The sequence below is a fragment of the Buchnera aphidicola (Aphis fabae) genome (assembly GCF_009069125.1).
Lineage (GTDB): Bacteria > Pseudomonadota > Gammaproteobacteria > Enterobacterales > Enterobacteriaceae > Buchnera > Buchnera aphidicola_BB.
In genome coordinates, this window is the sequence record NZ_CP042427.1 from 447,592 (window position 1) to 469,860 (window position 22,269).

Here is a 22,269-nt window from a genome sequence, read left to right on the forward strand (position 1 = left end):
ACTTTTGAAGGTTTTAAATCTATATATTGACTTAATATATTAAATATTTTTTATTCGTTTTCTAATTCAATATTAATTCCTAGTGAACGAATTTCTTTTAATAACACATTAAATGACTCTGGCATTCCAGGTTCCATTTGATGATTACCATCTACAATATTTTTATACATTTTAGTTCTTCCGTTGACATCGTCAGATTTCACAGTTAACATTTCTTGTAATGTATAAGAAGCTCCATACGCTTCCAATGCCCAAACTTCCATTTCACCAAATCTTTGTCCGCCAAACTGCGCTTTCCCTCCTAATGGTTGTTGAGTTACAAGACTATAAGAACCAGTTGAACGAGCATGCATTTTGTCATCTACTAGATGATTTAATTTTAACATATACATATAACCAACAGTAACTGGTCTTTCAAACCTTTCTCCTGTTCTTCCATCAAAAAGAAAAATTTGTCCAGATATAGGTAAATTTGCAAATTTCAACATTTGTTTTATTTCATTTTCTTTTGCACCATCAAATACTGGTGTTGCAATAGGCACACCTTTTCTTAAATTTTGTGCTAAATGCAATACTTCTTCATTTGAAAATTCTTCTAAATTTACTTTTTGTCTTAAGTTTTCTCCTAAATCAAAAGTTTTTTGAATAAATTTTCTTAAGTGAGATATTTTTTCTTGTTTTTTTAGCATGTTATTAATTTGATCTCCAATTCCTTTTGCAGCCATTCCTAAATGTGTTTCTAAGATTTGTCCAATATTCATACGTGATGGTACGCCTAAAGGATTTAAAACAATGTCTACTGGTATTCCATTTTCATCATACGGCATATCTTCAATAGGATTAATTTTAGAAATTACTCCTTTATTTCCATGTCTTCCAGCCATTTTATCGCCTGGTTGTATTTGACGTTTTACTGCTAGATATACTTTTACTATTTTTAATACTCCTGGTGCAAGATCATCACCTTGTGTGATTTTTCGACGTTTTATTTCTATTTTTTTTTCGAATTCTTTTTTTAATTCATTATGTTGTTGTACAAATTCTTCTATTTTTTGTTTTTGATCTTCTTTTTGCACATTAATTGAAAGCCATTTTTCAAAAGGTAATTGATTTAAATGTTCTATTTCAATATTGAAAGATAAAAGAGTTTTTTTAATTTTGAGAAATAAGCTTAATTGAAATATTTTAAATTCTTCTGTAAGATCTTTTCTTGCTTTTTTAAGTTGCATATCTTCAATTTCTAAAGCTCTTTTATCTTTTTTTACACCATCTCGTGTAAAAATTTGAACATCAATTACAGTTCCAGATACTCCATTAGGAACTCTTAATGATGAATCTTTTACATCAGATGCTTTTTCACCAAAAATAGCACGTAATAATTTTTCTTCTGGTGTTAATTGTGTTTCTCCTTTAGGCGTTACTTTTCCTACTAAAATATCTCCTCCTTTTATTTCAGCTCCAATATATACAATTCCTGATTCATCTAATTTACATAGAGCCGCTTCTCCTACATTAGGTATGTCTGAACTAATTTCTTCAGGTCCTAATTTAGTATCTCTAGATATACAGGATAGTTCTTGAATATGGATTGTAGTAAATCGATCTTCTTGTACAACTTTTTCTGAAACTAATATAGAATCTTCAAAGTTATATCCATTCCAAGGCATAAAAGCTACTCGCATATTTTGTCCTAATGCCAATTCGCCTAAATCAGTAGATGGTCCATCGGCTAATACATCTCCTTTATTTATTTTTTCATTTAATTGAACACATGGTTTTTGATTGATGCAAGTATTTTGATTTGAACGAGTATATTTAGTTAAATTATAAATATCTATACCAGCTTCTCCCAAGTATGTTTCATTTTCATGAACTTTGATTATAATTCGAGAAGCGTCTACATATTGAACAATACCACTTCTTTTTGCTACAATTGTAACTCCTGAATCTACAGCTACAGCTCTTTCCATTCCTGTACCTACTAAAGGTTTATCAGTTTTTAGAGTAGGTACTGCTTGGCGTTGCATATTTGCTCCCATTAAAGCTCTATTTGCATCATCATGCTCAAGAAAAGGAATTAAAGATGCTCCAACAGATACAATTTGTTGAGTAGACACATCCATATAATCAACTTGATTACAATTAAATAAACTTGATTCTCCTTTATGTCTGCAAGTTACTAAATCATCAATAAAAAAATTGTTTTTATCTATATTTGTATTAGCTTGTGCTATAATATAATTACCTTCTTCTATTGCAGATAAATAGTGAATTTCTTTTGTCACGAATCTATTTTTTACTTTTCTATAAGGTGTTTCTAAAAAACCATATGAATTAGTTCTTGCATATACTGATAAAGAATTAATTAATCCAATATTAGGCCCTTCTGGTGTTTCTATTGGACAAACTCGACCATAATGTGTTGGATGAACATCTCTTACTTCAAAACCAGCTCTTTCTCTAGTTAAACCGCCTAATCCTAAAGCTGAAATTCTTCGTTTATGTGTAATTTCTGATAAAGGATTATTTTGATCCATAAATTGAGATAATTGACTGGAACCAAAAAACTCTTTTACAGCTGCAGATATTGGCTTGGCGTTGATCATATCTTGTGGTATTAAAGTTTCTAAATCTCCTACTGACAACCTTTCTTTTACAGCTCTTTCTACTCTGACTAAACCAAGTCTAAATTGATTTTCTGCCATTTCTCCTACTGATCTAATTCGTCTATTTCCTAAATGATCGATATCATCTACTTCTCCTTTTCCATTTCGGATGTCAATTAATTTTTTTATTACATCAATTATATCTTCTTTATTTAATGTTCCTAGTCCTTCGATTTTTTTACGTGATAAAGATCTGTTAAATTTCATACGTCCAACAGATGAAAGATCATATCGATCTTCAGAAAAAAATAAGTTTTCAAATAAATTTTCTGTAGCTTCTTTGGTAAGGGGTTCTCCAGGTCTCATTACGCGATAAATTTCCATTAATGCACTTGTTCTATCGTATGACGAATCAATACGAAGTGTTTCAGAAATATATGGACCATGATCTAAATCATTAGTAAAAAGTGTCTCAATATATGAAAAATTTAATTTACGTAATTTTGTTAGTGTTTCTAAAGATAATTCTGTATTAGCTGAGATAATTATTTCTTTTGTTATTGGATTTAAGTAGTTTTTTGAGACTATTCTTCCTAGAATATATTCTACTGGTACTATAATAGATTGAATTTTAGATCTATTTAATTCTTGAATATGTCGAGCAGTAATACGACGCCCTTTTTTAATATATATTTTCCCATTTTTTTGAATATCAAAAGAAGCAGTTTCACCTCGAAGTCTTTCTGAAACTAATTCTAATTCAATTTTATTATTATCTATTTTAAAAATATTTTTTTCAAAAAATAAATTTAATATTTCTTCTGTGTCATATTCAAGAGCACGTAAAATAATAGTGACTGGTAATTTTCTGCGTCTATCAATTCTAACAAATAAATTATCTTTTGGATCAAATTCAAAATCTAACCATGATCCTCTGTAAGGAATAATACGAGCATTATATAAAACTTTTCCTGAAGAATGTGTTTTTCCTTTATCACTATCAAAAAATACACCAGGACTTCGGTGTAATTGAGATACAACAACTCTTTCTGTACCATTAATTATGAAAGTTCCATTATTTGTCATTAATGGTATTTCACCCATATATACTTCTTGTTCTTTAATATCTTTAACTGTCGGTTCTAATATATCACGTTCATAAATAACTAATCTTAATTTGACTCTTAATGGAGCAGAATAAGTAGCACCTCGTATTTGACATTCTTTAACATCAAATGTTGCCTCTCCTAATCTATAACTTACATATTGTAATTCAGAATTTCCATTATAACCACGTATAGGAAATACTGATTGAAAAGCTGCTTCTAATCCATGTTGTCCTTCTGGGTCTATTTTGATAAATTTTTTATAAGAATTAAGTTGAATTGAAAGAAGATATGGTATATCCAAAATTTGAGGACGTTTTCCAAAATCTTTACGAATACGTTTTTTTTCGGTATAAGAGTAAACCATAGGGTTCCTAAGCTCGTTGACAGATAAATGCAGACTAATATTATTGCCTTTTAATCTGAAGAAGAGACATTTTTTATTTTAATTATTTGTTTTCAGTTGTTTAAATAATTTTTGTTTTAAAAGTATTTTTAAAATTTTTTAAATATTTTATATTATGTAAAAGGGCTGGTGAATTAAAAACACCAGCCATATGTGGAAGTTAATTAAATTAAAATATATAATATTTTACTTAATTTCGATTTCAGCACCAACATCTTCTAAAGTTTTTTTAAGTGATTCTGCATCTTTTTTATTCATGTTTTCTTTTATAACAGTTGGTGCAGACTCTACTAAATCTTTAGCTTCTTTTAGTCCTAAACCAGTTGCACTACGAACACTCTTAATAACTGAAACTTTATTTGGACCAATAACTTTTAAAAAAAGATCAAACTCTGTTTTTTCTTCAGCAGCTTTTTTTTCATTGTTGTTATTGGACTGCATAGACATATTTGCAGAAACTCCAAATTTTTTCTCCATTGCTGAAATAAGTTCTACAACATTCATAATAGACATTTCTGATACAGCTTCTAAAATTTGTTCTTTAGTAATAGACATAACAATAATTCCTAATAACAATTAGAATTATTTTAGATGTTAATAATACATCAAAAATAATAACCTCTTTTAAGAGGTTTCTTTTTTCTGTTTTATAGCAGATAATGTATAAATAAGTTTTCCAGCAGCTGATATTTTTAATATTAATAAAAGTTTTGCTATTGCTTCTTCATAAGTTGGCATATCTGCAAGTTGATTTATTTCTAAATTAGATAATAGTTTACCTTCAAATACTGCTCCTGTAATTTTAAATTGTTTATTTTTTTTTTCAAATTTTTTAAATAATCTAGCTCCGCTACCTGGATGATTTGTAGAATAAGCTATAAAAGTAGAACCTTTTATAATTTTTTTTAAACATTCAAAAGCTGTATTTTTAATTGCTAAAGATAATAGAGTATTACGTACAATACTCATTTTTACGCCTAATTTACGTCCTGACTGTCTTAATTGATTTATTTGATTTACAGAAATTCCTTGAGAGTTTGCAATTACAGCTGATAAAGCTGAATTAGAAATTTGATTTATTTTAGAAACAATTGTTTTTTTTTTGTTAAGATTTAACGCCATTTTATCGTATTCTCCTATATTTTTATTTAGAGAAAAGATTTTTAATTAAGTATACTAAGTAATAATTGGGATTAGTATTATTGTTTCTTTATGATTATAAAAAATTTATTAAAATAAATTTTGAATTTTTTTTAAAAAGGGGATATCATTATAAATAATTTTTTTTCTATCGTAAAGTAAAAACATCTTATTATAAAGATAGATTCGATTGATCTAGAGTTAAACCGATTCCCATAGTACTAGATAAGACAATTTTTTTTATGTATATTCCTTTAGATTGTGGTGGTTTTGATTTTTTTATTGATTCTAAAAAAGTATTAAAATTGTCTTTAATCTGAATGTTTTCGAAGTTAATTTTTCCGATAGTAGCATGAATGATTCCGTTTTTATCATTTCGATAACAAATTTGTCCTGTTTTTGCATTTTTAATTGCTTCAGCAATATTTGTTGTCACTGTACCTAATTTAGGATTAGGCATTAATCCACGAGGTCCTAATATATGACCTAATTGAGTTACAACTTTCATAGCGTCAGGTGATGCAATAACAGTATTAAACATAATACCTTCTTTTTTTATTTTTTCAGATAATTCTTCCATTCCAATATATTCTGCACCAGCTTTTTTGGCTATTTCAACATTTTCACCTTGAGTAAATACAGCCACTTTAACAATACGACCAATACCATGTGGTAATATAGTTGTTCCTCGTATATTTTGATCTGATTTTTTTGGGTTTATTCCTAAATTAACAGCGATATCAATACTTTCAATAAAATTTACTTTTGATGAATTTTTTAGTAATGTAATTAATTCATCAATATGATATAATTTGTTAATTTCAACATTTTTTTTTATTTTTTTCATACGTTTAGCAATTTTAATCATAATTAATCCTCGATGATCAAACCCATAGATTTAGCTGTTCCTTTGATAGATTGAATCATATTTTGAATATTTGAACCAGTCATGTCTTTTTTTTTGATATTAGCTATTTCTTCAATTTGTAATTTTGTTACTTTACCTTTCATTTCTGTTTTCGGTTTACTAGATCCCGATTTAATTCCAGCGGCTTTTTTTAATAAGATAGAAGCTGGAGGTGTTTTAGTTATAAATGTAAATGAACGGTCAGAATATACTGTTATAATTACTGGTATAGGTAATCCTTTTTCTATATTTTCTGTTTTTGCATTAAATAGTTTACAAAATTCCATAATATTTACTCCTTTTTGTCCCAATGCAGGACCTATTGGAGGACTTGGATTTGCCATGCCAGCAGATACTTGAAGTTTTATGTAAGATTGTATTTTTTTTGCCATTTCAAGATTCTCTTTAGTATTTATATAAAAATGTTTTTAATTTTTTTCAACTTGTCTAAAATCTAACTCTACAGGAGTAGATCTTCCAAAAATAGAGACAGATACTTTTAATCTACTTTTTTCATAATCTACTTCTTCTACCACTCCGTTAAAATCAGCAAAAGGACCATCGTTAACTCGAATCATTTCTCCTGGTTCAAATAAAGTTTTCGGTCTTGGTTTATCACCAATTTGACGCAGTCTATTAACAATAGTTTCTACTTCTTTATTACTGATTGGTGATGGCTTATCTGATTTGCCTCCAATAAAACCTAATACTCTAGGAATATTTCTAATTAAATGCCATGTTGCATCTGTCATAATCATTTGAATTAAAACATATCCTGGAAAAAATTTATATTCACTTTTTCTACGTTGTCCTCCTCTAATTTCTACTACTTCTTCAGATGGAACCATTACTTCCCCAAAAAAATTTTGCATTTTATTTAATTTAACATGTTCTCGTATTGATTGAGCAACACGACTTTCAAAACCAGAAAAAGCTTGTAATACATACCATTTTTTTTTTGAGCTTTCGTGCATTTTTTATAACCTTAAATTAATAATAAATGCTATTAAACGAAATATAATATTATCTAGACCCCACAAAAGTAGCGACATAAATATTGTCACAAAAATAATTATAAGTGTAGTATATAAAGTTTCTTTATATTTAGGCCATATTATTTTTTTCATTTCACTTTTTGAGGCATTTACATATAATAGAATAGATTTTCCTTTTTCTGTACTAATTAAGATACCGATTGTACAACTAATTAAAAAAAATATTAATGAAATTCGGATAAAAAAATTTATTTTACTAAAATAATAGTCAATTAAAATACATAAAATAAAATTTATACATATAAAAATCCACTTTATTTTTTCTATATTTTTAAATTTTTTCTGATTAGGCATTTGTATATTCATAGTTTCTCCTGCGCATTACAAAAAATAAAATAATTAAAAGAAAAAATATGTTAGAATTTTTTAATATTTAATTTTTTAAAATATAAATTTTAAAAAATGTTTTGAAAAATTAAAATCTTTTTAAAGATATATTGATTTTAGGATTTAGAAAATTTTAATTATAGGTGAGATTGAGATGTTTGGATTGAATATTATTTTTGAAATTTTATTAGTTTTTTAAATAAAAAAAATAATGCTGATACCCAGAATTGAACTGGGGACCTCACCCTTACCAAGGGTGTGCTCTACCGACTGAGCCATATCAGCAGTAATTTTTTGAGCGGTCAGCGGGAATTGAACCCGCATCATCAGCTTGGAAGGCTGAGGTAATATCCATTATACGATGTCCGCATTTTTGGTGGGAGAAGGATTCGAACCTTCGAAGTCTCAGACGGCAGATTTACAGTCTGCTCCCTTTGGCCGCTCGGGAATCCCACCTATAAAAATATTGTGCCGGCTACCGGAATCGAACTGGTGACCTACTGATTACAAGTCAGTTGCTCTACCTGCTGAGCTAAGCCGGCTATATTAAAATTATTTTTTAAATTAATCAAATAAATTTGACTTTTTAATATTATATGTTTTTTCGTTGTTATTGCAAGGTTTTTTGAAAAATAATTTTTTTTTCAAATTATTAGTTAATATAATAAATAAAATAATGTTTTAAGATAAAAAATTTGATTTATAAATATTTAAATTAAATATTTTTCAATAATTTTATTTTCCCTGAAGAATTAATAAAATCTATTTCAGGTTCTAACCATATTTTAAATTTTTTTAAAATAGATTCTTGTATTATTTTGGCTAGTTTTAAAATTTCTTTTGGTTTTGCTTCTTTCTGATTAATCAATATAAGCTTTTGTTTTTGATAAATAGCTGCGTCTCCAATTTTAATATTATTAAAATCATATTTTTCAATTAACCAAGCAGCTGAAATTTTTATAGATCCATCAATTTGGAAATAATATGGTATATTCATATATAAAGATAAAATTTTTTTTGCATTTTTTTTAGAAATAATAGGATTTTTAAAAAAACTACCTGCATTTCCTAGTTTATTAATATTAGGTAGTTTTTTTTTTCTTATTCTACATATACTATTATATATTTTATAAGGATTTATTTTTGTAATATTTATGTTTTTAAAAAATGACTTAAAAACAATAGGATTCCATTTTTTTAATATTTTTATACCAACAGCAAGTACTGCATATCCTTCTGTATACTTATGTTTAAAAATACTATTTCGATAAGAGAATTTACATAAATCTTTTTCAATTCTTATTATTTTAGAATTTTTTAAAGAAATAATATCAACATATTGACATACATTTTTTAACTCTAAACCATATGCACCGATATTTTGAATTGCAGCAGATCCTAAACAACCAGGAATTAATGCTAAGTTTTCTAATCCAAAAAAACCCATTCTTAATGTATATTTAACTAAATCATTCCATTTTTCTCCTGAAAGAACATGTAATAACCAAAAATTTTTTTTTTCTTTAATTGTAATTCCTTTAATTCTATTAATAATAACTATTCCTTTGTAATTTTCTAAAAACAGTACATTACTACCCTCTCCTAAAATGATATAAGGAATATTAGATAAGTCACATTTTTTACAAATATCAATTAATGACTTAATGGTTCTAATAAAAATAATTTTTTTTGCTGTTACATTTATAGAAAATGTGTTTAAATCTTTTAAAGATTTTTGATAGATTTGATTTTTATGCATATAAATTTTTAATATTGTTTAAAGATATACTATTTTAAGTATAAAAATCGTATGTTTACTTATAATATTATAGATGAAATTAAAATATTTTAGTGGAGTTTTTATAAATGAGTTTTTTAAAAAATAAATATCATAAAGATATAATTGATCAAAAATTGAATAACTTAAATAAAAAAATGAAATATTCTTTTGAATTTTTTCCACCTAAAAATATAGATTCAGAAAATAAATTATTTAATTCTGTGATTAAATTAAATGAATTAAAACCATTTTTTTTTTCTGTCACCTATGGAGCAAATAGTGGTGAACGGGAAAAAACATATAAAATTGTAAAAAAAATACATGAAAAAACTGGTGTTATCACAGCCCCTCATTTAACTTGTGTTGATTCAACAACACTGGAGTTAGAAAAAATAGCAAAATTTTATTGGGAAAACGGTGTTCGAAGCATATTTGCTTTAAGAGGAGATTCTAATGATAAATATCATTTGCATGAAATGTATGCTTGTGATTTAGTTATTTTATTAAAAAAAATAGCTGATTTTGATATTTCTGTAGCCGCTTATCCTGAAACACATCCAGAATCAACAAATTCAAAATCTGATATTTTAAATTTAAAAAAGAAAATAGATGCAGGTGCTAATCGAGCTATTACTCAGTTTTTTTTTAATACTGAAAGTTATTTACGTTTTCGAGATAATTGTATTAAAAATAATATAAATGTTGAAATTATACCAGGTATACTACCTATTTATAATTTTGAACAGTTAAAACGATTTTCTAAAATGACTAATGTTAGTATTCCATATTGGATGTTTGAAATTTTTGATACATTAACTGATGATCTAGTTGCTCAAAAAGTTATAGGTGCAAGTATAGTAATAGATATTATAAAAAATTTATCTGAAGAAGGTGTAAAAAATTTTCATTTTTATACTTTAAATCAATCAGATATAGTATATTCTATCTGTCGTTTATTTGGTTTGTAAAATGTAGAAATTATATACATTATTTTTTTAATAGCAAAAATTCATTATTATTTTTTTTAAAATTTTTTTTGTAGGTTGAATAAAATCACAATGTAAATATTCATCTGGATAATGTGCTTGTTCAATTGAACCAGGACCTAAAATTAATGTAGGTGCAATATTTTTTAAAAATGGTGCTTCTGTACAATAATTTACACTTTTAGATTTAATTTTACAGAAACTTTCTATTTTTTGAACTATGTGATGAGTTTTAGATATTTCATATGCAGGAACAGAAAAAAAAAGATTTTTTAAAAAAATTCGATTTGGCCATTTTTTTTTAATTTTTTTTAGTTTTTCTTTTAATAGTACTTCAAGTGTTTTAAGATTTAGTTGAGGTATAGGTCGTATTTCAAAAGTTATACTACACAATGAACAAATTCGGTTAATTGAATTGCCACCTTTTATAGATCCAAAATTCATAGTTGGATGTGCAATAGAAAAATCTTTATGTGAGTATTTTTGTTGAAGATATTTTTTTAAATTAATTAATTCTTTTATTACTTTATATGCAATTTCAATGCTATTAATACCATTATCAGGATTACTTGAATGCCCAGTATGACCAAAAATATCAATTTTATATGACAAATGACCTTTATGAGCATTGACTAATTTTAAACATGTGGGTTCGCCAATAATAATACAATCTGGTTTAATACTTGTAGATTGAGCAAAATATCTTGCTCCAGACATATCTGTTTCTTCATTGGCTGTAGCAAGTATATAAATTGGTTTTTTAATTTTTTTTATGTTTATAGAAGATATAATATCTAATAAAAAAACAAAAAATCCTTTCATATCTACTACACCTAATCCATATAATTTATTATCTTTTTCAGTTAATTTAAAAGGATCTTTAGTCCATGTATTTTGATCGAAATCAACTGTATCTGTATGTCCAGAAAATAATAAACCTCCTTTTCCTGTTCCAAATGAGGATAACATATTAAATTTATTTGTATTAGGTATGTTTTTTATTTGTATTGAAAAATTTAATTCTGAAAAATAATTTGATAATAAATCAATAAAAATTTTATTACTTTGATCTATTGTTTTTTTTTCGCTACTAATTGTAGGTATTTTAATTAGTGATTTATATATTTCAATAAAAGAAGGTATTTTTCTATTCATTTAATAAAACTTTTTGAGATTTTTTATATATTAAAACATATCTTACTTGTAAAGTAAAAACATCAATGAGATTAATAAAAGTGTAATATTGTTTTATATTTAAATAATTTAATAAATTAATTTTTTATAATAGTTTTTTGTTTTTTAAGGTTTTTAATTTATGTTAAATGTTGTAATTATTGGTGCCAGTGGATACTCTGGAGCAGAATTAGTTAATTATATTAATCGTCATAAATTTGCTAGAATAAAAAAAATTTTTGTTTCTAAAGATAGTATTAATATAGGAAAATCATTTTCTGATTTGTATCCAGAATATACAAATATTATAAATATTCCATTTGATTCTATTGAAGATTTTACTTTAATCAAAGATAATATAGATGTTGTATTTTTAGCTACAGATCATAATGTTAGTCATACTTTGGTTCCTTTGTTTATGGAGTATAATTATATTGTAATAGATCTATCGGGCGCATATAGAATAAATAATATTGATATTTATTTAGAATATTATGGTTTTATTCATAATTATGAAAAAATTTTAAAAAAATCTATTTATGGACTAGCTGAATGGAATTATAAAAAAATTCAAAAAGCTAAATTAATTGCGGTTCCAGGTTGTTATGCTACTTGTATACAATTAGCACTAAAACCTTTTGTAGAAGCTGATGTTTTATCTAAATCATATATTCCTATAGTTAATGCAATTAGTGGTGTTAGTGGTGCTGGTAGACAACCTAATATTAATAATAGTTTTTGTGAAGTTAGTTTAGCTCCATATAATATTTTTACACATCGTCATACTCCAGAAATTATAGAGCATCTAGGTATTCCAGTAGTTTTTATTCCACACTTGGGTTCATTTTCAAGAGGTATCATTGCCACTATTGTATGTAAATTAAAAACAAATCTTAAGTTAACTAACATTTATGATATATATAATACTTTTTATAAAGATAAATCATTAATTAGAATATATAAAAACACTTTTCCAAGTATTAAAGGAATAGCAAAATTACCATTTTGTGACATTGGATTTACTATTAGAAATGAATATCTTGTTATTGTAACAGCTGAAGATAATTTATTAAAAGGTGCAGCTGCTCAAGCAGTACAATGTTTTAATATTCGTTTTGGATTTTCTGAAACAGAATCAATTATTTGACGAGGTATTTAATGATGACTCCTTTAGTTATTAAATTAGGTGGAGTTCTTTTAGAAAGTGATAATGCAATGATGGGTTTATTTAAAGCTATTTATGAGTATCAACAATCTAATAAACGCAGTATTGTAATAATTCATGGAGGTGGACGATTAATAGATAATTTAATGAATGAATTATCTTTACCAGTAAAGAAAAAAAATGGATTACGAATTACTCCTTCTGAACATATAAATATTATTACGGGTGCTTTGGCTGGAACAGCTAATAAAATTCTTCTAGCATGGGCATTAAAAAATAAAATTAATGCTGTAGGATTATGTTTATCTGATGGAAAGAGTACAAATACAGAAATATTAGATAAAGATTTAGGACATGTTGGAAAAGTTACATCGGGATCTCCTGTTTTTTTATTAAATTTATGTAAACAAAGTATTTTGCCAATTATTAGTTCTATAGGTATTACTAATGATGGTCAATTAATGAATGTAAATGCAGACTTAGCTGCAACAGCATTAGCAACGACATTGGAGGCTCATTTAATTTTATTATCAGATATCAGTTCAATATTAGATGGTAAAGGTCAAAGAATTAAAGAAATAAATAATATTCAAGCTAAAAAATTAATTTCTCAAGGAATTATTACGGATGGTATGATTGTTAAAGTAAATGCAGCACTAGACGCAGCTAAAATTTTGAATCGTTCAGTAGATATTGCAAGCTGGCAAAATATAGAAGATTTAAAATTATTATTTAATGGTATAAATATTGGAACACGAGTTTTATCATAGTTTGATTATATTAAAGGTATTTAAATATGAATAAGAATCTTGAAAAAGTTGTATTGGCATATTCAGGAGGATTAGATACTTCTGCAATTATACCTTGGTTAAAAGAAACTTATAAAGTTGATGTTATTGCTTTTGTGGCAGATATCGGTCAATCAAAAGATGATTTAAATGATATTAATAAAAAAGCATTGCAATCTGGCGCTTCTAGCTGCCATATTTTTGATTTAAAAGATGAGTTTATAGAAGATTATGTTTTTCCTATATTAAAAACAGGTGCTTTATATGAAGGTACTTATTTATTAGGAACTGCTTTAGCTAGACCTATTATAGCAAAAAAACAAGTAGAACTTGCTTTAAGTGTTGGAGCTAAATTTTTATGTCATGGTGCAACAGGAAAAGGTAATGATCAAGTTCGTTTTGAGATTACTTATGCAGCATTAGCTCCGCATCTTAAAGTCATTGCTCCTTGGAGACAATGGAATTTAAATTCAAGAGAATCACTATTAAAGTATTTAAATAAAAAAAATATTTCTACTACAGCAACGTTAGAAAAAATTTATAGCAAAGACGAGAATGCTTTACATATTTCTACAGAAGGTGGTTTGCTGGAAAATCTTTGGAACAGAACAAATTCAGATTGTTGGAGTTGGACTATAGAACCAGAAAAAGCTCCAGAAAAACCAGAATATATTTTGTTACATATTATTAAAGGATCTGTAGTATCTATTAATAATAAAGATGTAACTCCTTTACAATGTATTAGTAAATTAAATAAAATTGGATCTAATCATGCTATAGGACGATTAGATATTGTTGAAAATAGAATTGTTGGAATTAAATCTAGGGGTTGTTATGAAACTCCAGGTGGTACAATTATTAATATTGCTTTAAGAGCAATTGAACAATTGGTTTTTGATCGGGAAAGTTTTCAATGGAGAGAAAAAATTGGTTTAGAAATGTCTTCAGTAGTTTATGATGGTCGATGGTTTACTCCAATTCGTGAATCTTTACAATGTGCTGCTGATTCATTAGCTGCTTCATTAAATGGAGAGGTAGTTTTAAAATTATATAAAGGTAGTGTAACTGCTGTTCAAAAAAAATCTTTAGATTCGCTATATTCTCAAGAATATGCAACTTTTAGTAAAGATGAAGTTTATAAACATTCAGATGCAGAAGGATTTATTCGTTTATTTTCTCTTTCTTCTAGAATACGTGCTTTAAATAAGTTAAAATAATTTTTATAAAAAATAATTATTTATCGAGTTCATTACTTTTATTAGAGAAAATATATGTCGCTTTGGGGTGGAAGATTCCTTGATGAATCTAATAAATTATTTAAAAAATTTAATACTTCTTTATCATTTGATTATATTTTAGCTCAAGAGGATATATTTGCTTCAATTGCTTGGTCTTATGCACTTGTTGAAACAGGTGTTTTAACTAAAAAAGAGCAAGAAAAAATAGAATGCGCATTAATTTCTTTAAAACAGGAAATTTATAAAAATCCAGAACAAATTCTTAAAAGTGATTGTGAGGATATTCATAGCTGGATAGAAGTTAATCTTATTAAAAAAATAGGAGAAGTAGGTAAGAAATTACATACAGGTCGAAGTCGTAATGATCAAATTACAACTGATTTAAAATTATGGTGTAAAAATAATATTCAGATTTTATTAGAAAGTATTTTATATCTTCAAAAACAATTTATTTTAAGTGCTGAACTACATTGTGATGTTATAATTCCTGGATATACTCATTTACAACGTGCACAACCCATTACTTTTTCATATTGGTGTTTAGCTTATGTAGAAATGTTAAAGCGTGATTTTGGTCGTTTAAAAGATACTTTAAAAAGATTAGATATTAGCCCATTAGGATCAGGTGCATTATCTGGTACGGCATGGAATATTGATCGTGAAAAATTAGCATTATCTATGGGTTTTAGTTCCGCAACTAATAATGCATTAGATAGTGTTTCAGATAGAGATTATATTATAGAGCTATTAGCTTCAGCTTCAATTAGTATGATGCATTTATCTAGGTTTTCTGAAGATTTAATTTTTTTTAATTCTAGTGAAGCAAATTTTATTGAATTATCTGATTCTATCACATCAGGTTCATCATTAATGCCTCAAAAAAAGAATCCAGATGCTTTAGAATTAATACGTGGAAAATGTAGTCGTGTATATGGATCTTTATTTTCAATTTTAGTTGTTTTAAAAGCTTTACCATTGTCTTATAATAAAGATATGCAAGAAGATAAAGAAAGTCTTTTTGATGCAATTAAAACTTGGAATAGTTCTTTGTCAATGGCTAGCTTAGTTTTAAAAAATATAAAATTAAATCGTTTATTGTGCTATCAAGCAGCAGAAAAAGGTTATTCTAATGCTACAGAAGTTGCAGATTATTTGGTGAAAAAAGGAATTTCTTTTCGAGAAGCGCATCATATATCTGGGAAAATAGTATTGCAAGCTATAAATGAAAATAAAGCGTTAAAAGATTTAGATTTATCTAAATTTCAAGAATATAGTCAGCTTATAGAAAATGATATATATGATCATATTACTTTAGAAGCATGTATTAAAAAACGTGTATCCAAAGGTGGAGTGTCATTAAATCAAGTTCAAGAAACAATTAAAAACGAAAAAATACGATTAAATATCGTATAATTTTTTTATTAAATATTAAAGTATAATTATCACTTTTAATTTTATATTTTCAGGCATTTAAAGTTTTTTTAAATGCCAAAATTAAAACTATTTAAATATACAATTATTATAATTTACAAAAAGTAGGATTTTTATTTCGTGAATAATATATTATTATTTATATCGAACAATTTAATACTTAGTACCCTATGGTTTTGTTTACTTAGTATTATCATTTTTTTAACTTTTAAACAATTTTATTTAAAAGCAAAATTAATTAATAGTTTTTATGCAATTAATTTAATTAATAAAAAAAATGCTAAAATAATTGATACACGGTCTTTAGAATTATATAATTCAGGTCATATTTTAAATGCTATTCATATTCCATTAAAAAAAATTTCTTTTAAAAAAATTCAAGAATTAAATTTATCTACTGTTATTCCTGTTATTCTTATAATACATTCATCATCAAATAATAATAAATATATTAAAAACTTTATGGATAATGGGATAAAAAATATTTATATTTTAAAAAATGGAATGGATTCTTGGAATATGGAAAATCTACCTGTTATTAAAAATTAAAATAATAATTGTTAACCATTATAAGATAAAATTTTAATTAAATATTAAGTATTAGGATATTTCATGCCAGAAAAAAAATTAAATCAAAAAGTTTTTTCAATTCATCGAATTTATATAAAAGATATTTCTTTTGAAGCACCTAATACACCAGAAATTTTTGAACAACAATGTATTCCAACTATGAAATTTAATATGAATACAAATGTTAAAAAATTAAAATTAAATATTTTTGAAATTATTTTACAAGTTAGAGTAATAGTACAAACTAAAAATAGTTTAGTTTTTTTATGTGATGTACATCAAGCAGGTATCTTTCTTATTGATAACTTTAACGAACAAGAATTAAAATATTATATAGGTTCGTATTGTCCAAGCATTTTATTTCCATATGCTAGAACATGTATATCTAGTTTAGTATCCTATGGAAGTTTTCCTCAATTAAATCTTGCTCCTATTAATTTTGATGATATTTTAAAAAAAAATAATATTAATACAAACTAATGTTTTAAATTTTTAATAATGTTTTTAAGGAAAAAATATGTGTTCTTCAGAAATTTTAGAACTATGGAATATAATATTATACGAAGCTAAAATTGCGTCGAAAAAAGAGCCAATTTTATCTGTTTTATATGAAGAAAATATATTAAAACATGATAAATTAAGTAGTTCCTTAAGTTATATATTATCGACTAAGTTATCTTCTTTAACAATTTCTGAAAAGAATATTCAACATATTTTAAATAATATATATCTAAATGATTGTTTAATGTTAAATTTAGTAGCTAAGGATTTAAAAGCTATTTTACAAAGAGATCCAGTTGTCAATAACTATTTAACACCTTTTTTATATTTTAAAGGTTTTCATGCATTAGAATCCTATAGAATCAGTCATTATCTTTGGAATAAAAAAAAATATGCGTTATCAATGTATTTGCAAAGTAGAATTTCTACTGTTTTTTCAGTTGATATTCATCCAGCTGCATCTATTGGTTCTGGAATAATGCTTGATCATGCAACTGGTATTGTTATTGGAGAAGGGGTAATTATAGAAGATGATGTTTCAATTTTACATTCTGTTACTTTAGGTGCAACAGGTAAAAACCATAGAAAAGATAGACACCCCATAATTCGGAGTAAAGTTAGTATAGGTGCAGGAGCTAAAATATTAGGGAATATTGAAATTGGTTCCGAAACAAAAATAGGTGCTGGTTCAGTAGTTTTAAAAAACATACCTCCATGTGTTACAGTTGCTGGAGTTCCGGCTAAGATTGTAAAGCAAATAAATAATTCAAGTTCTTTTTTTAAAGAAGATAAAAATACATTTTTAGATGGTATAGAACAATTTAAATATGGAGATGGTATTTAATATTATTTAAAATTAAAACTCCTGTGTTTTATTAAAAACATAGTTTATATGTTATAATTATTTATTACAGAAGTTTTATTATTTTAATTTGTTATATATATTAATCATCTAAAAAACTACGCAATACTTCTGATCTACTTGGATGACGTAGTTTTCTTAATGCTTTTGCTTCTATTTGTCTTATTCTTTCTCGAGTAACGTCAAATTGTTTTCCCACTTCTTCTAAAGTATGATCAGTATTCATATCAATTCCAAAACGCATACGCAGAACTTTAGCTTCACGAGCTGTAAGTCCTGATAAAACATCATGTGTTGCTGATCTTAAACTTTCAGATGTAGCTGAATCTAGTGGAAGTTCTAATGTAGTGTCTTCTATAAAATCACCTAAATGAGAGTCATCATCATCTCCTATAGGGGTTTCCATAGATATAGGTTCTTTAGCTATTTTTAAAACTTTTCTAATCTTATCTTCAGGAATTAACATTTTTTCAGAAAGCTCTTCAGGAGTTGGTTCACGCCCTGTTTCTTGAAGTATTTGCCTAGAAATACGATTAAGTTTATTAATAGTTTCTATCATATGAACAGGTATACGAATAGTACGTGCTTGATCAGCAATCGAACGAGTAATTGCCTGTCGAATCCACCAAGTTGCATAAGTTGAAAATTTATATCCTCTACGATATTCAAATTTATCTACTGCTTTCATTAAACCAATATTACCTTCTTGAATTAAATCTAAAAATTGCAAGCCTCTATTAGTATATTTTTTAGCAATAGAAATAACTAGTCTTAAATTTGCTTCTACCATTTCTTTTTTTGCTCTTTTAGCTTTTGCTTCTCCAATAGACATTCTTTTATTAATATCTTTTACTTCTTGAATGGTCAAACCTGTTTCTTTTTCTATATTACTTAATTTTTTTATACTTATAAAAATTCTTTCTTCAATTTCTTTTAATTTTTTAGACCAGGATTGATTTAAATTTTTTTCTTTTATGAACCAATCTATGTTTGTTTCATTTCCTGAAAAAATTTTTATAAAATTTTTTTTTGGCATTTGACATTCTTCAATGCATAATTTCATTATAATTCTTTCTTGTGTTCTTACTCTTTCCATCATATCACGCATATTATTAACTAAATGCTCAAATTGTTTTGGAACTAATCTAAATTGCTTAAAAATTTCTGAAAGATTATAAATTTCTAACAATGAATCTTTATGATTTCTATTTTTGATTTTAATTGTATTGCTTGTGTTAGTGTATTGTTTCCGTAATGCAGAAAATTTTTCATTTGCTAATTCTGGATCAATACTATTTTCTTCATCTTCTTCATCTTCTTCATCTTCTTCATTTTCTTCATTTTCTTCATCTTCTTCATCTTCTTCATGATGATCATGAACTTCATCATTAGAAACTTCATCTAAAAGTTCAGATCCTAGATGGATATTATTAGAAAGAGGTAGCATTTCTTCTGCATTAGGATCAACAAAACCTATTATTATATCAGATAATCTTATTTGACCAGTTTTAATTCGATCATATTGATCTAAAAGATAAGTAATAGCTTCTGGATATTCTGATACTGAAGATTGAACTTGATTAATTCCTTCTTCAATTCGCTTAGCTATATCAATTTCACCTTCTCTTGTAAGTAATTCAACAGTACCCATTTCTCTCATATACATACGAACAGGGTCAGTTGTTCTTCCTAATTCAGATTCAACACTTGATAAAACTTGTGTTGCTGCTTCTACTGCATCTTCATCTGTATCCGTATTTATTTCATTTAAAATTAGATCATCTGCATCAGGTGCTTCTTCGACGACTTGAATTCCCATATCATTAATCATCTGAATAATGTCATCGATTTGTTCGGAATCAATAATATCTTCTGGAAGATGATCATTAACTTCTGCATAGGTTAAATACCCTTGCTCCTTACCATGTGTAACAAGCAGCTTAAGTTGTGACTTTGGGTTTTGCTCCATAAGAAAATATCCAAATTCTGTTAATATAATGAATATTAATTGACTATTTAGTCAATAATGAATATATAGAATTGTTTTAATTTTAAGATATACTATAAGGCAATTTCAATGAATAACACAAAAAATTATTAACTATTTTTCAATTTTTTATTAATCGACCAAATTTCTTTTTTTTCGTGTATTGTAAGCCCGTTAGTTCTTTCTTTTGCAATTAGATGTTCTTGTCTTTGTTCCAAATCTTTTTTATATATACTTTTTAATAAATCCAAAAAAACATTCTGAATTTTGTCTTCAACTATCATATGGTCAAATATTGATAGGGTTTTTAAAATATTTATTATTTTACTATTTCTATAAAATTCTAGTAATTGACCTGTATTAAAAGATATGTTTTCTGAACATGTTTTTAAAATTTCTAAAAAGATAGGAATTCCTTTTATTTTTGAATTTTTTAATTGTTTTGTTGAAGTTACTAAATATGCTAAATTAGGGTTTTGGACAAGTAAGCCTATAAGAGTTCGCATTGGAGTTTGTTTAATTTTATATTGTAAAATTTTATTTTTTTGTTTTTGTTGATACAAAAATTTTTCAAATTGGTAATCATCTAAAATTCCTATTATTCGTGCTAATATTTGTCTTAAGTAAATTCGTATTGTATCACTAGATATACAATTTATTAAAGGTAAAGCACGTACACTTAAATAAAACTTATCATCATTAGATGACAAATTAATTCCTTTTAAAATATTTTTAAAAAAAAATTTAGACATTGTAAGCGCATTTTGAATACGTAGTTGAAAATTTTTAGCTCCTTCTTTTTTAATAATACTATCTGGATCTTCATTTTCAGGTAAAATTATAAATTTTATAGTTTTTTTATCAGAAATATATGGTAATGTAATTTTTAAAGCTCTCCAGGCAGCATTTCTTCCTGCATCATCACCATCATAACAATATATAACTGTATCAGTATTTCGAAAAAGTATTTTTACATGTTCTTTTGTAATTGATGTTCCTAAAGAAGAAACCACATAATTAATTTTATTTTGTGTTAACATAATAACATCAATATATCCTTCTACAACTAATAGATATTTTGGTTTTGAATTTTTCTTTTTTACTTGGTATAACCCATAAATTTGTTTACCTTTGTAAAATATATTTGTTTCAGTTGAATTTATATATTTTGGAAAAATATTTTGTATTGTTCTACCCCCAAATCCTATAGTTCTTCCATATTTATCATGTATTGGAAATATTATTCTTCCTTGAAACGGGTCATATATTTTATTGCTTTGATTAATAGAAATCAGTTGATAGTTTAATAATTCAGTCTCAAATTCTTTTTTTATGTTTAATTTTTGATAAAATAAATCCCAAGTAAAACTTGCAAAACCAATACAAAAAAATTGCATCATATTTCTACTAATTCCTCTATGAGTGAGATAATCATAAGCAGAACTAGTGAACATTATATTTTTTTGATATAATTCAGACATTTTCTTTGTTAATAAATATAATTTTTGTTTTTTAAAATAATTATTTTTTTCAGATATTATATTTTTTTCAAATGGGATTGAAAGTCCATGTATTAAAGATAGTTCTTCAATACTTTCTACAAAATTTAAATTTTCATAGTTTATTAAAAAATCAATTGCATTTCCATGTTTATTACATCCGAAACAATAATAAAATTGTTTTTCATAACTAACTGTAAATGATGGTGTTTTATCGTTATGAAACGGACAGTTAGTTTGATAATTTTTTCCGTTTTTTTTTAATTTTATTCGTGTATTAATAAGATCAACAATATTAGTTCGAAATAATAAATCGTTAATAAAATATTTAGGTATTTTTCCAGACATAAATTTTTTTATAATATAATCCCGTTCTTTTAAAAGAACGGTTTTTAATTTTTTTTGTACGTTGAAAATATTTTAGTACATTCGGATTCGTTTTGCATTTTCTCGTGTAAGTTTTTTTGCTAAACGTTTTATAGCAGAAGCTTTTGCACGTTTTCTTTCAGTAGTAGGTTTTTCATAAAATTCTCTTCTTCGTATTTCTGCTAAAATACCAGCTTTTTCACAAGATCTTTTAAAACGACGTAGTGCAACATCAAATGGTTCATTTTCACGTACTTTTATTATTGGCATTCAATATTTACCTCAATTATTTAATTTATGTTGTATATCATAGTTATAGCATTTAAATTTATTATTTAATTTTATCGATGTTATTTAGTAATATAAAATAAATCCT

Annotated in this window: 20 protein-coding genes and 4 tRNA genes; 8 read left to right on the top strand and 16 right to left on the bottom strand. The window is 25.8% G+C overall.

Features of this window, described 5'->3' with window-relative positions:
- Nucleotides 1-50: 50 nt before the first annotated feature.
- The 12 genes from rpoB to murB form a co-directional block, all read right to left on the bottom strand.
- Nucleotides 51-4,079, bottom strand: coding sequence for a DNA-directed RNA polymerase subunit beta (rpoB, locus tag FQV33_RS02220; RefSeq protein ID WP_158348206.1), 4,029 nt, complete (start codon nt 4,077-4,079; stop codon nt 51-53).
- Between the two features lie 225 nt (nt 4,080-4,304).
- Entirely contained in the window at nt 4,305-4,673 is a 369-nt protein-coding gene (gene rplL, locus FQV33_RS02225; RefSeq protein WP_158348208.1) for a 50S ribosomal protein L7/L12, read from the bottom strand.
- A gap of 69 nt (nt 4,674-4,742) precedes the next feature.
- A complete protein-coding gene (rplJ, locus tag FQV33_RS02230; RefSeq protein ID WP_158348210.1) occupies nt 4,743-5,240 on the bottom strand; it encodes a 50S ribosomal protein L10 in 498 nt (165 codons plus the stop codon).
- 190 nt (nt 5,241-5,430) lie between these two features.
- Entirely contained in the window at nt 5,431-6,126 is a 696-nt protein-coding gene (gene rplA / locus FQV33_RS02235; protein ID WP_158348212.1) for a 50S ribosomal protein L1, read from the bottom strand.
- A 2-nt stretch (nt 6,127-6,128) separates the two neighbouring features.
- Nucleotides 6,129-6,557 carry a 50S ribosomal protein L11 gene (gene rplK, locus FQV33_RS02240; RefSeq protein ID WP_158348214.1) on the bottom strand — a complete coding sequence of 143 codons (429 nt, stop codon included), beginning with the start codon at nt 6,555-6,557 and terminating at the stop codon, nt 6,129-6,131.
- Nucleotides 6,558-6,593: 36 nt separating this feature from the next.
- Complete coding sequence (gene nusG, locus FQV33_RS02245; RefSeq protein ID WP_158348216.1) at nt 6,594-7,139, bottom strand: transcription termination/antitermination protein NusG; 546 nt, start codon at nt 7,137-7,139, stop codon at nt 6,594-6,596.
- 3 nt (nt 7,140-7,142) lie between these two features.
- On the bottom strand, nt 7,143-7,526 hold the full coding sequence (secE, locus tag FQV33_RS02250; RefSeq protein ID WP_158348218.1) for a preprotein translocase subunit SecE: 384 nt from the start codon (nt 7,524-7,526) through the stop codon (nt 7,143-7,145).
- A gap of 233 nt (nt 7,527-7,759) precedes the next feature.
- Nucleotides 7,760-7,832: transfer RNA gene (locus FQV33_RS02255), tRNA-Thr, on the bottom strand.
- Between the two features lie 12 nt (nt 7,833-7,844).
- A tRNA-Gly gene (locus FQV33_RS02260) sits at nt 7,845-7,916 on the bottom strand.
- A gap of 5 nt (nt 7,917-7,921) precedes the next feature.
- Nucleotides 7,922-8,003: transfer RNA gene (locus tag FQV33_RS02265), tRNA-Tyr, on the bottom strand.
- A gap of 13 nt (nt 8,004-8,016) precedes the next feature.
- Nucleotides 8,017-8,089, bottom strand: a tRNA-Thr gene (locus FQV33_RS02270).
- 173 nt (nt 8,090-8,262) lie between these two features.
- Nucleotides 8,263-9,306: a UDP-N-acetylmuramate dehydrogenase gene (murB, locus tag FQV33_RS02275; protein ID WP_158348220.1), complete on the bottom strand. Its 1,044-nt coding sequence runs from the start codon at nt 9,304-9,306 to the stop codon at nt 8,263-8,265.
- A gap of 107 nt (nt 9,307-9,413) precedes the next feature.
- Between murB and metF the strand changes: the two genes are divergently transcribed.
- Nucleotides 9,414-10,295, top strand: a complete 882-nt coding sequence (gene metF / locus FQV33_RS02280) for a methylenetetrahydrofolate reductase (RefSeq protein ID WP_158348222.1) — start codon at nt 9,414-9,416, stop codon at nt 10,293-10,295.
- Between the two features lie 27 nt (nt 10,296-10,322).
- On the opposite strand, the gene argE is transcribed toward metF, so the two are convergent.
- On the bottom strand, nt 10,323-11,468 hold the full coding sequence (argE, locus tag FQV33_RS02285; protein ID WP_158348224.1) for an acetylornithine deacetylase: 1,146 nt from the start codon (nt 11,466-11,468) through the stop codon (nt 10,323-10,325).
- 160 nt (nt 11,469-11,628) lie between these two features.
- On the opposite strand from argE, the gene argC reads away from it, so the two are divergent.
- From argC to cysE, 7 genes are all read left to right on the top strand, one after another.
- On the top strand, nt 11,629-12,633 hold the full coding sequence (argC, locus tag FQV33_RS02290) for an N-acetyl-gamma-glutamyl-phosphate reductase (protein ID WP_158348226.1): 1,005 nt from the start codon (nt 11,629-11,631) through the stop codon (nt 12,631-12,633).
- A 14-nt stretch (nt 12,634-12,647) separates the two neighbouring features.
- Nucleotides 12,648-13,421: an acetylglutamate kinase gene (gene argB, locus FQV33_RS02295; RefSeq protein ID WP_158348228.1), complete on the top strand. Its 774-nt coding sequence runs from the start codon at nt 12,648-12,650 to the stop codon at nt 13,419-13,421.
- Nucleotides 13,422-13,447: 26 nt separating this feature from the next.
- Nucleotides 13,448-14,656: an argininosuccinate synthase gene (locus FQV33_RS02300; protein WP_158348230.1), complete on the top strand. Its 1,209-nt coding sequence runs from the start codon at nt 13,448-13,450 to the stop codon at nt 14,654-14,656.
- Nucleotides 14,657-14,710: 54 nt separating this feature from the next.
- On the top strand, nt 14,711-16,090 hold the full coding sequence (argH, locus tag FQV33_RS02305) for an argininosuccinate lyase (protein ID WP_158348232.1): 1,380 nt from the start codon (nt 14,711-14,713) through the stop codon (nt 16,088-16,090).
- 138 nt (nt 16,091-16,228) lie between these two features.
- A complete protein-coding gene (locus FQV33_RS02310) occupies nt 16,229-16,657 on the top strand; it encodes a rhodanese-like domain-containing protein (protein ID WP_158348234.1) in 429 nt (142 codons plus the stop codon).
- A 63-nt stretch (nt 16,658-16,720) separates the two neighbouring features.
- Nucleotides 16,721-17,158 carry a protein-export chaperone SecB gene (gene secB, locus FQV33_RS02315; RefSeq protein ID WP_158348235.1) on the top strand — a complete coding sequence of 146 codons (438 nt, stop codon included), beginning with the start codon at nt 16,721-16,723 and terminating at the stop codon, nt 17,156-17,158.
- Between the two features lie 37 nt (nt 17,159-17,195).
- On the top strand, nt 17,196-18,023 hold the full coding sequence (gene cysE / locus FQV33_RS02320) for a serine O-acetyltransferase (protein ID WP_158348237.1): 828 nt from the start codon (nt 17,196-17,198) through the stop codon (nt 18,021-18,023).
- Between the two features lie 100 nt (nt 18,024-18,123).
- Here the strand turns inward: cysE and rpoD are convergent, their stop codons facing one another.
- The 3 genes from rpoD to rpsU all read right to left on the bottom strand — a co-directional run bounded on the left by rpoD (nt 18,124) and on the right by rpsU (nt 22,163).
- A complete protein-coding gene (rpoD, locus tag FQV33_RS02325) occupies nt 18,124-20,010 on the bottom strand; it encodes an RNA polymerase sigma factor RpoD (protein WP_158348240.1) in 1,887 nt (628 codons plus the stop codon).
- 128 nt (nt 20,011-20,138) lie between these two features.
- Complete coding sequence (gene dnaG, locus FQV33_RS02330) at nt 20,139-21,875, bottom strand: DNA primase (protein ID WP_158348242.1); 1,737 nt, start codon at nt 21,873-21,875, stop codon at nt 20,139-20,141.
- Nucleotides 21,876-21,947: 72 nt separating this feature from the next.
- Nucleotides 21,948-22,163, bottom strand: a complete 216-nt coding sequence (rpsU, locus tag FQV33_RS02335) for a 30S ribosomal protein S21 (protein ID WP_053940044.1) — start codon at nt 22,161-22,163, stop codon at nt 21,948-21,950.
- Between the last annotated feature and the right edge of the window lie 106 nt (nt 22,164-22,269).

Excerpts from the sequence above, each read along its gene's own strand:
- rpoB (WP_158348206.1), bottom strand. The coding sequence starts at position 4,079 with ATGGTTTACTCTTATACCGAAAAAAAACGTATTCGTAAAGATTTTGGA.
- rplL (WP_158348208.1), bottom strand. The coding sequence starts at position 4,673 with ATGTCTATTACTAAAGAACAAATTTTAGAAGCTGTATCAGAAATGTCT.
- rplJ (WP_158348210.1), bottom strand. The coding sequence starts at position 5,240 with ATGGCGTTAAATCTTAACAAAAAAAAAACAATTGTTTCTAAAATAAAT.
- rplA (WP_158348212.1), bottom strand. The coding sequence starts at position 6,126 with ATGATTAAAATTGCTAAACGTATGAAAAAAATAAAAAAAAATGTTGAA.
- rplK (WP_158348214.1), bottom strand. The coding sequence starts at position 6,557 with ATGGCAAAAAAAATACAATCTTACATAAAACTTCAAGTATCTGCTGGC.
- nusG (WP_158348216.1), bottom strand. The coding sequence starts at position 7,139 with ATGCACGAAAGCTCAAAAAAAAAATGGTATGTATTACAAGCTTTTTCT.
- secE (WP_158348218.1), bottom strand. The coding sequence starts at position 7,526 with ATGAATATACAAATGCCTAATCAGAAAAAATTTAAAAATATAGAAAAA.
- murB (WP_158348220.1), bottom strand. The coding sequence starts at position 9,306 with ATGCATAAAAATCAAATCTATCAAAAATCTTTAAAAGATTTAAACACA.
- metF (WP_158348222.1), top strand. The coding sequence starts at position 9,414 with ATGAGTTTTTTAAAAAATAAATATCATAAAGATATAATTGATCAAAAA.
- argE (WP_158348224.1), bottom strand. The coding sequence starts at position 11,468 with ATGAATAGAAAAATACCTTCTTTTATTGAAATATATAAATCACTAATT.
- argC (WP_158348226.1), top strand. The coding sequence starts at position 11,629 with ATGTTAAATGTTGTAATTATTGGTGCCAGTGGATACTCTGGAGCAGAA.
- argB (WP_158348228.1), top strand. The coding sequence starts at position 12,648 with ATGACTCCTTTAGTTATTAAATTAGGTGGAGTTCTTTTAGAAAGTGAT.
- FQV33_RS02300 (WP_158348230.1), top strand. The coding sequence starts at position 13,448 with ATGAATAAGAATCTTGAAAAAGTTGTATTGGCATATTCAGGAGGATTA.
- argH (WP_158348232.1), top strand. The coding sequence starts at position 14,711 with ATGTCGCTTTGGGGTGGAAGATTCCTTGATGAATCTAATAAATTATTT.
- secB (WP_158348235.1), top strand. The coding sequence starts at position 16,721 with ATGCCAGAAAAAAAATTAAATCAAAAAGTTTTTTCAATTCATCGAATT.
- cysE (WP_158348237.1), top strand. The coding sequence starts at position 17,196 with ATGTGTTCTTCAGAAATTTTAGAACTATGGAATATAATATTATACGAA.
- rpoD (WP_158348240.1), bottom strand. The coding sequence starts at position 20,010 with ATGGAGCAAAACCCAAAGTCACAACTTAAGCTGCTTGTTACACATGGT.
- dnaG (WP_158348242.1), bottom strand. The coding sequence starts at position 21,875 with ATGTCTGGAAAAATACCTAAATATTTTATTAACGATTTATTATTTCGA.
- rpsU (WP_053940044.1), bottom strand. The coding sequence starts at position 22,163 with ATGCCAATAATAAAAGTACGTGAAAATGAACCATTTGATGTTGCACTA.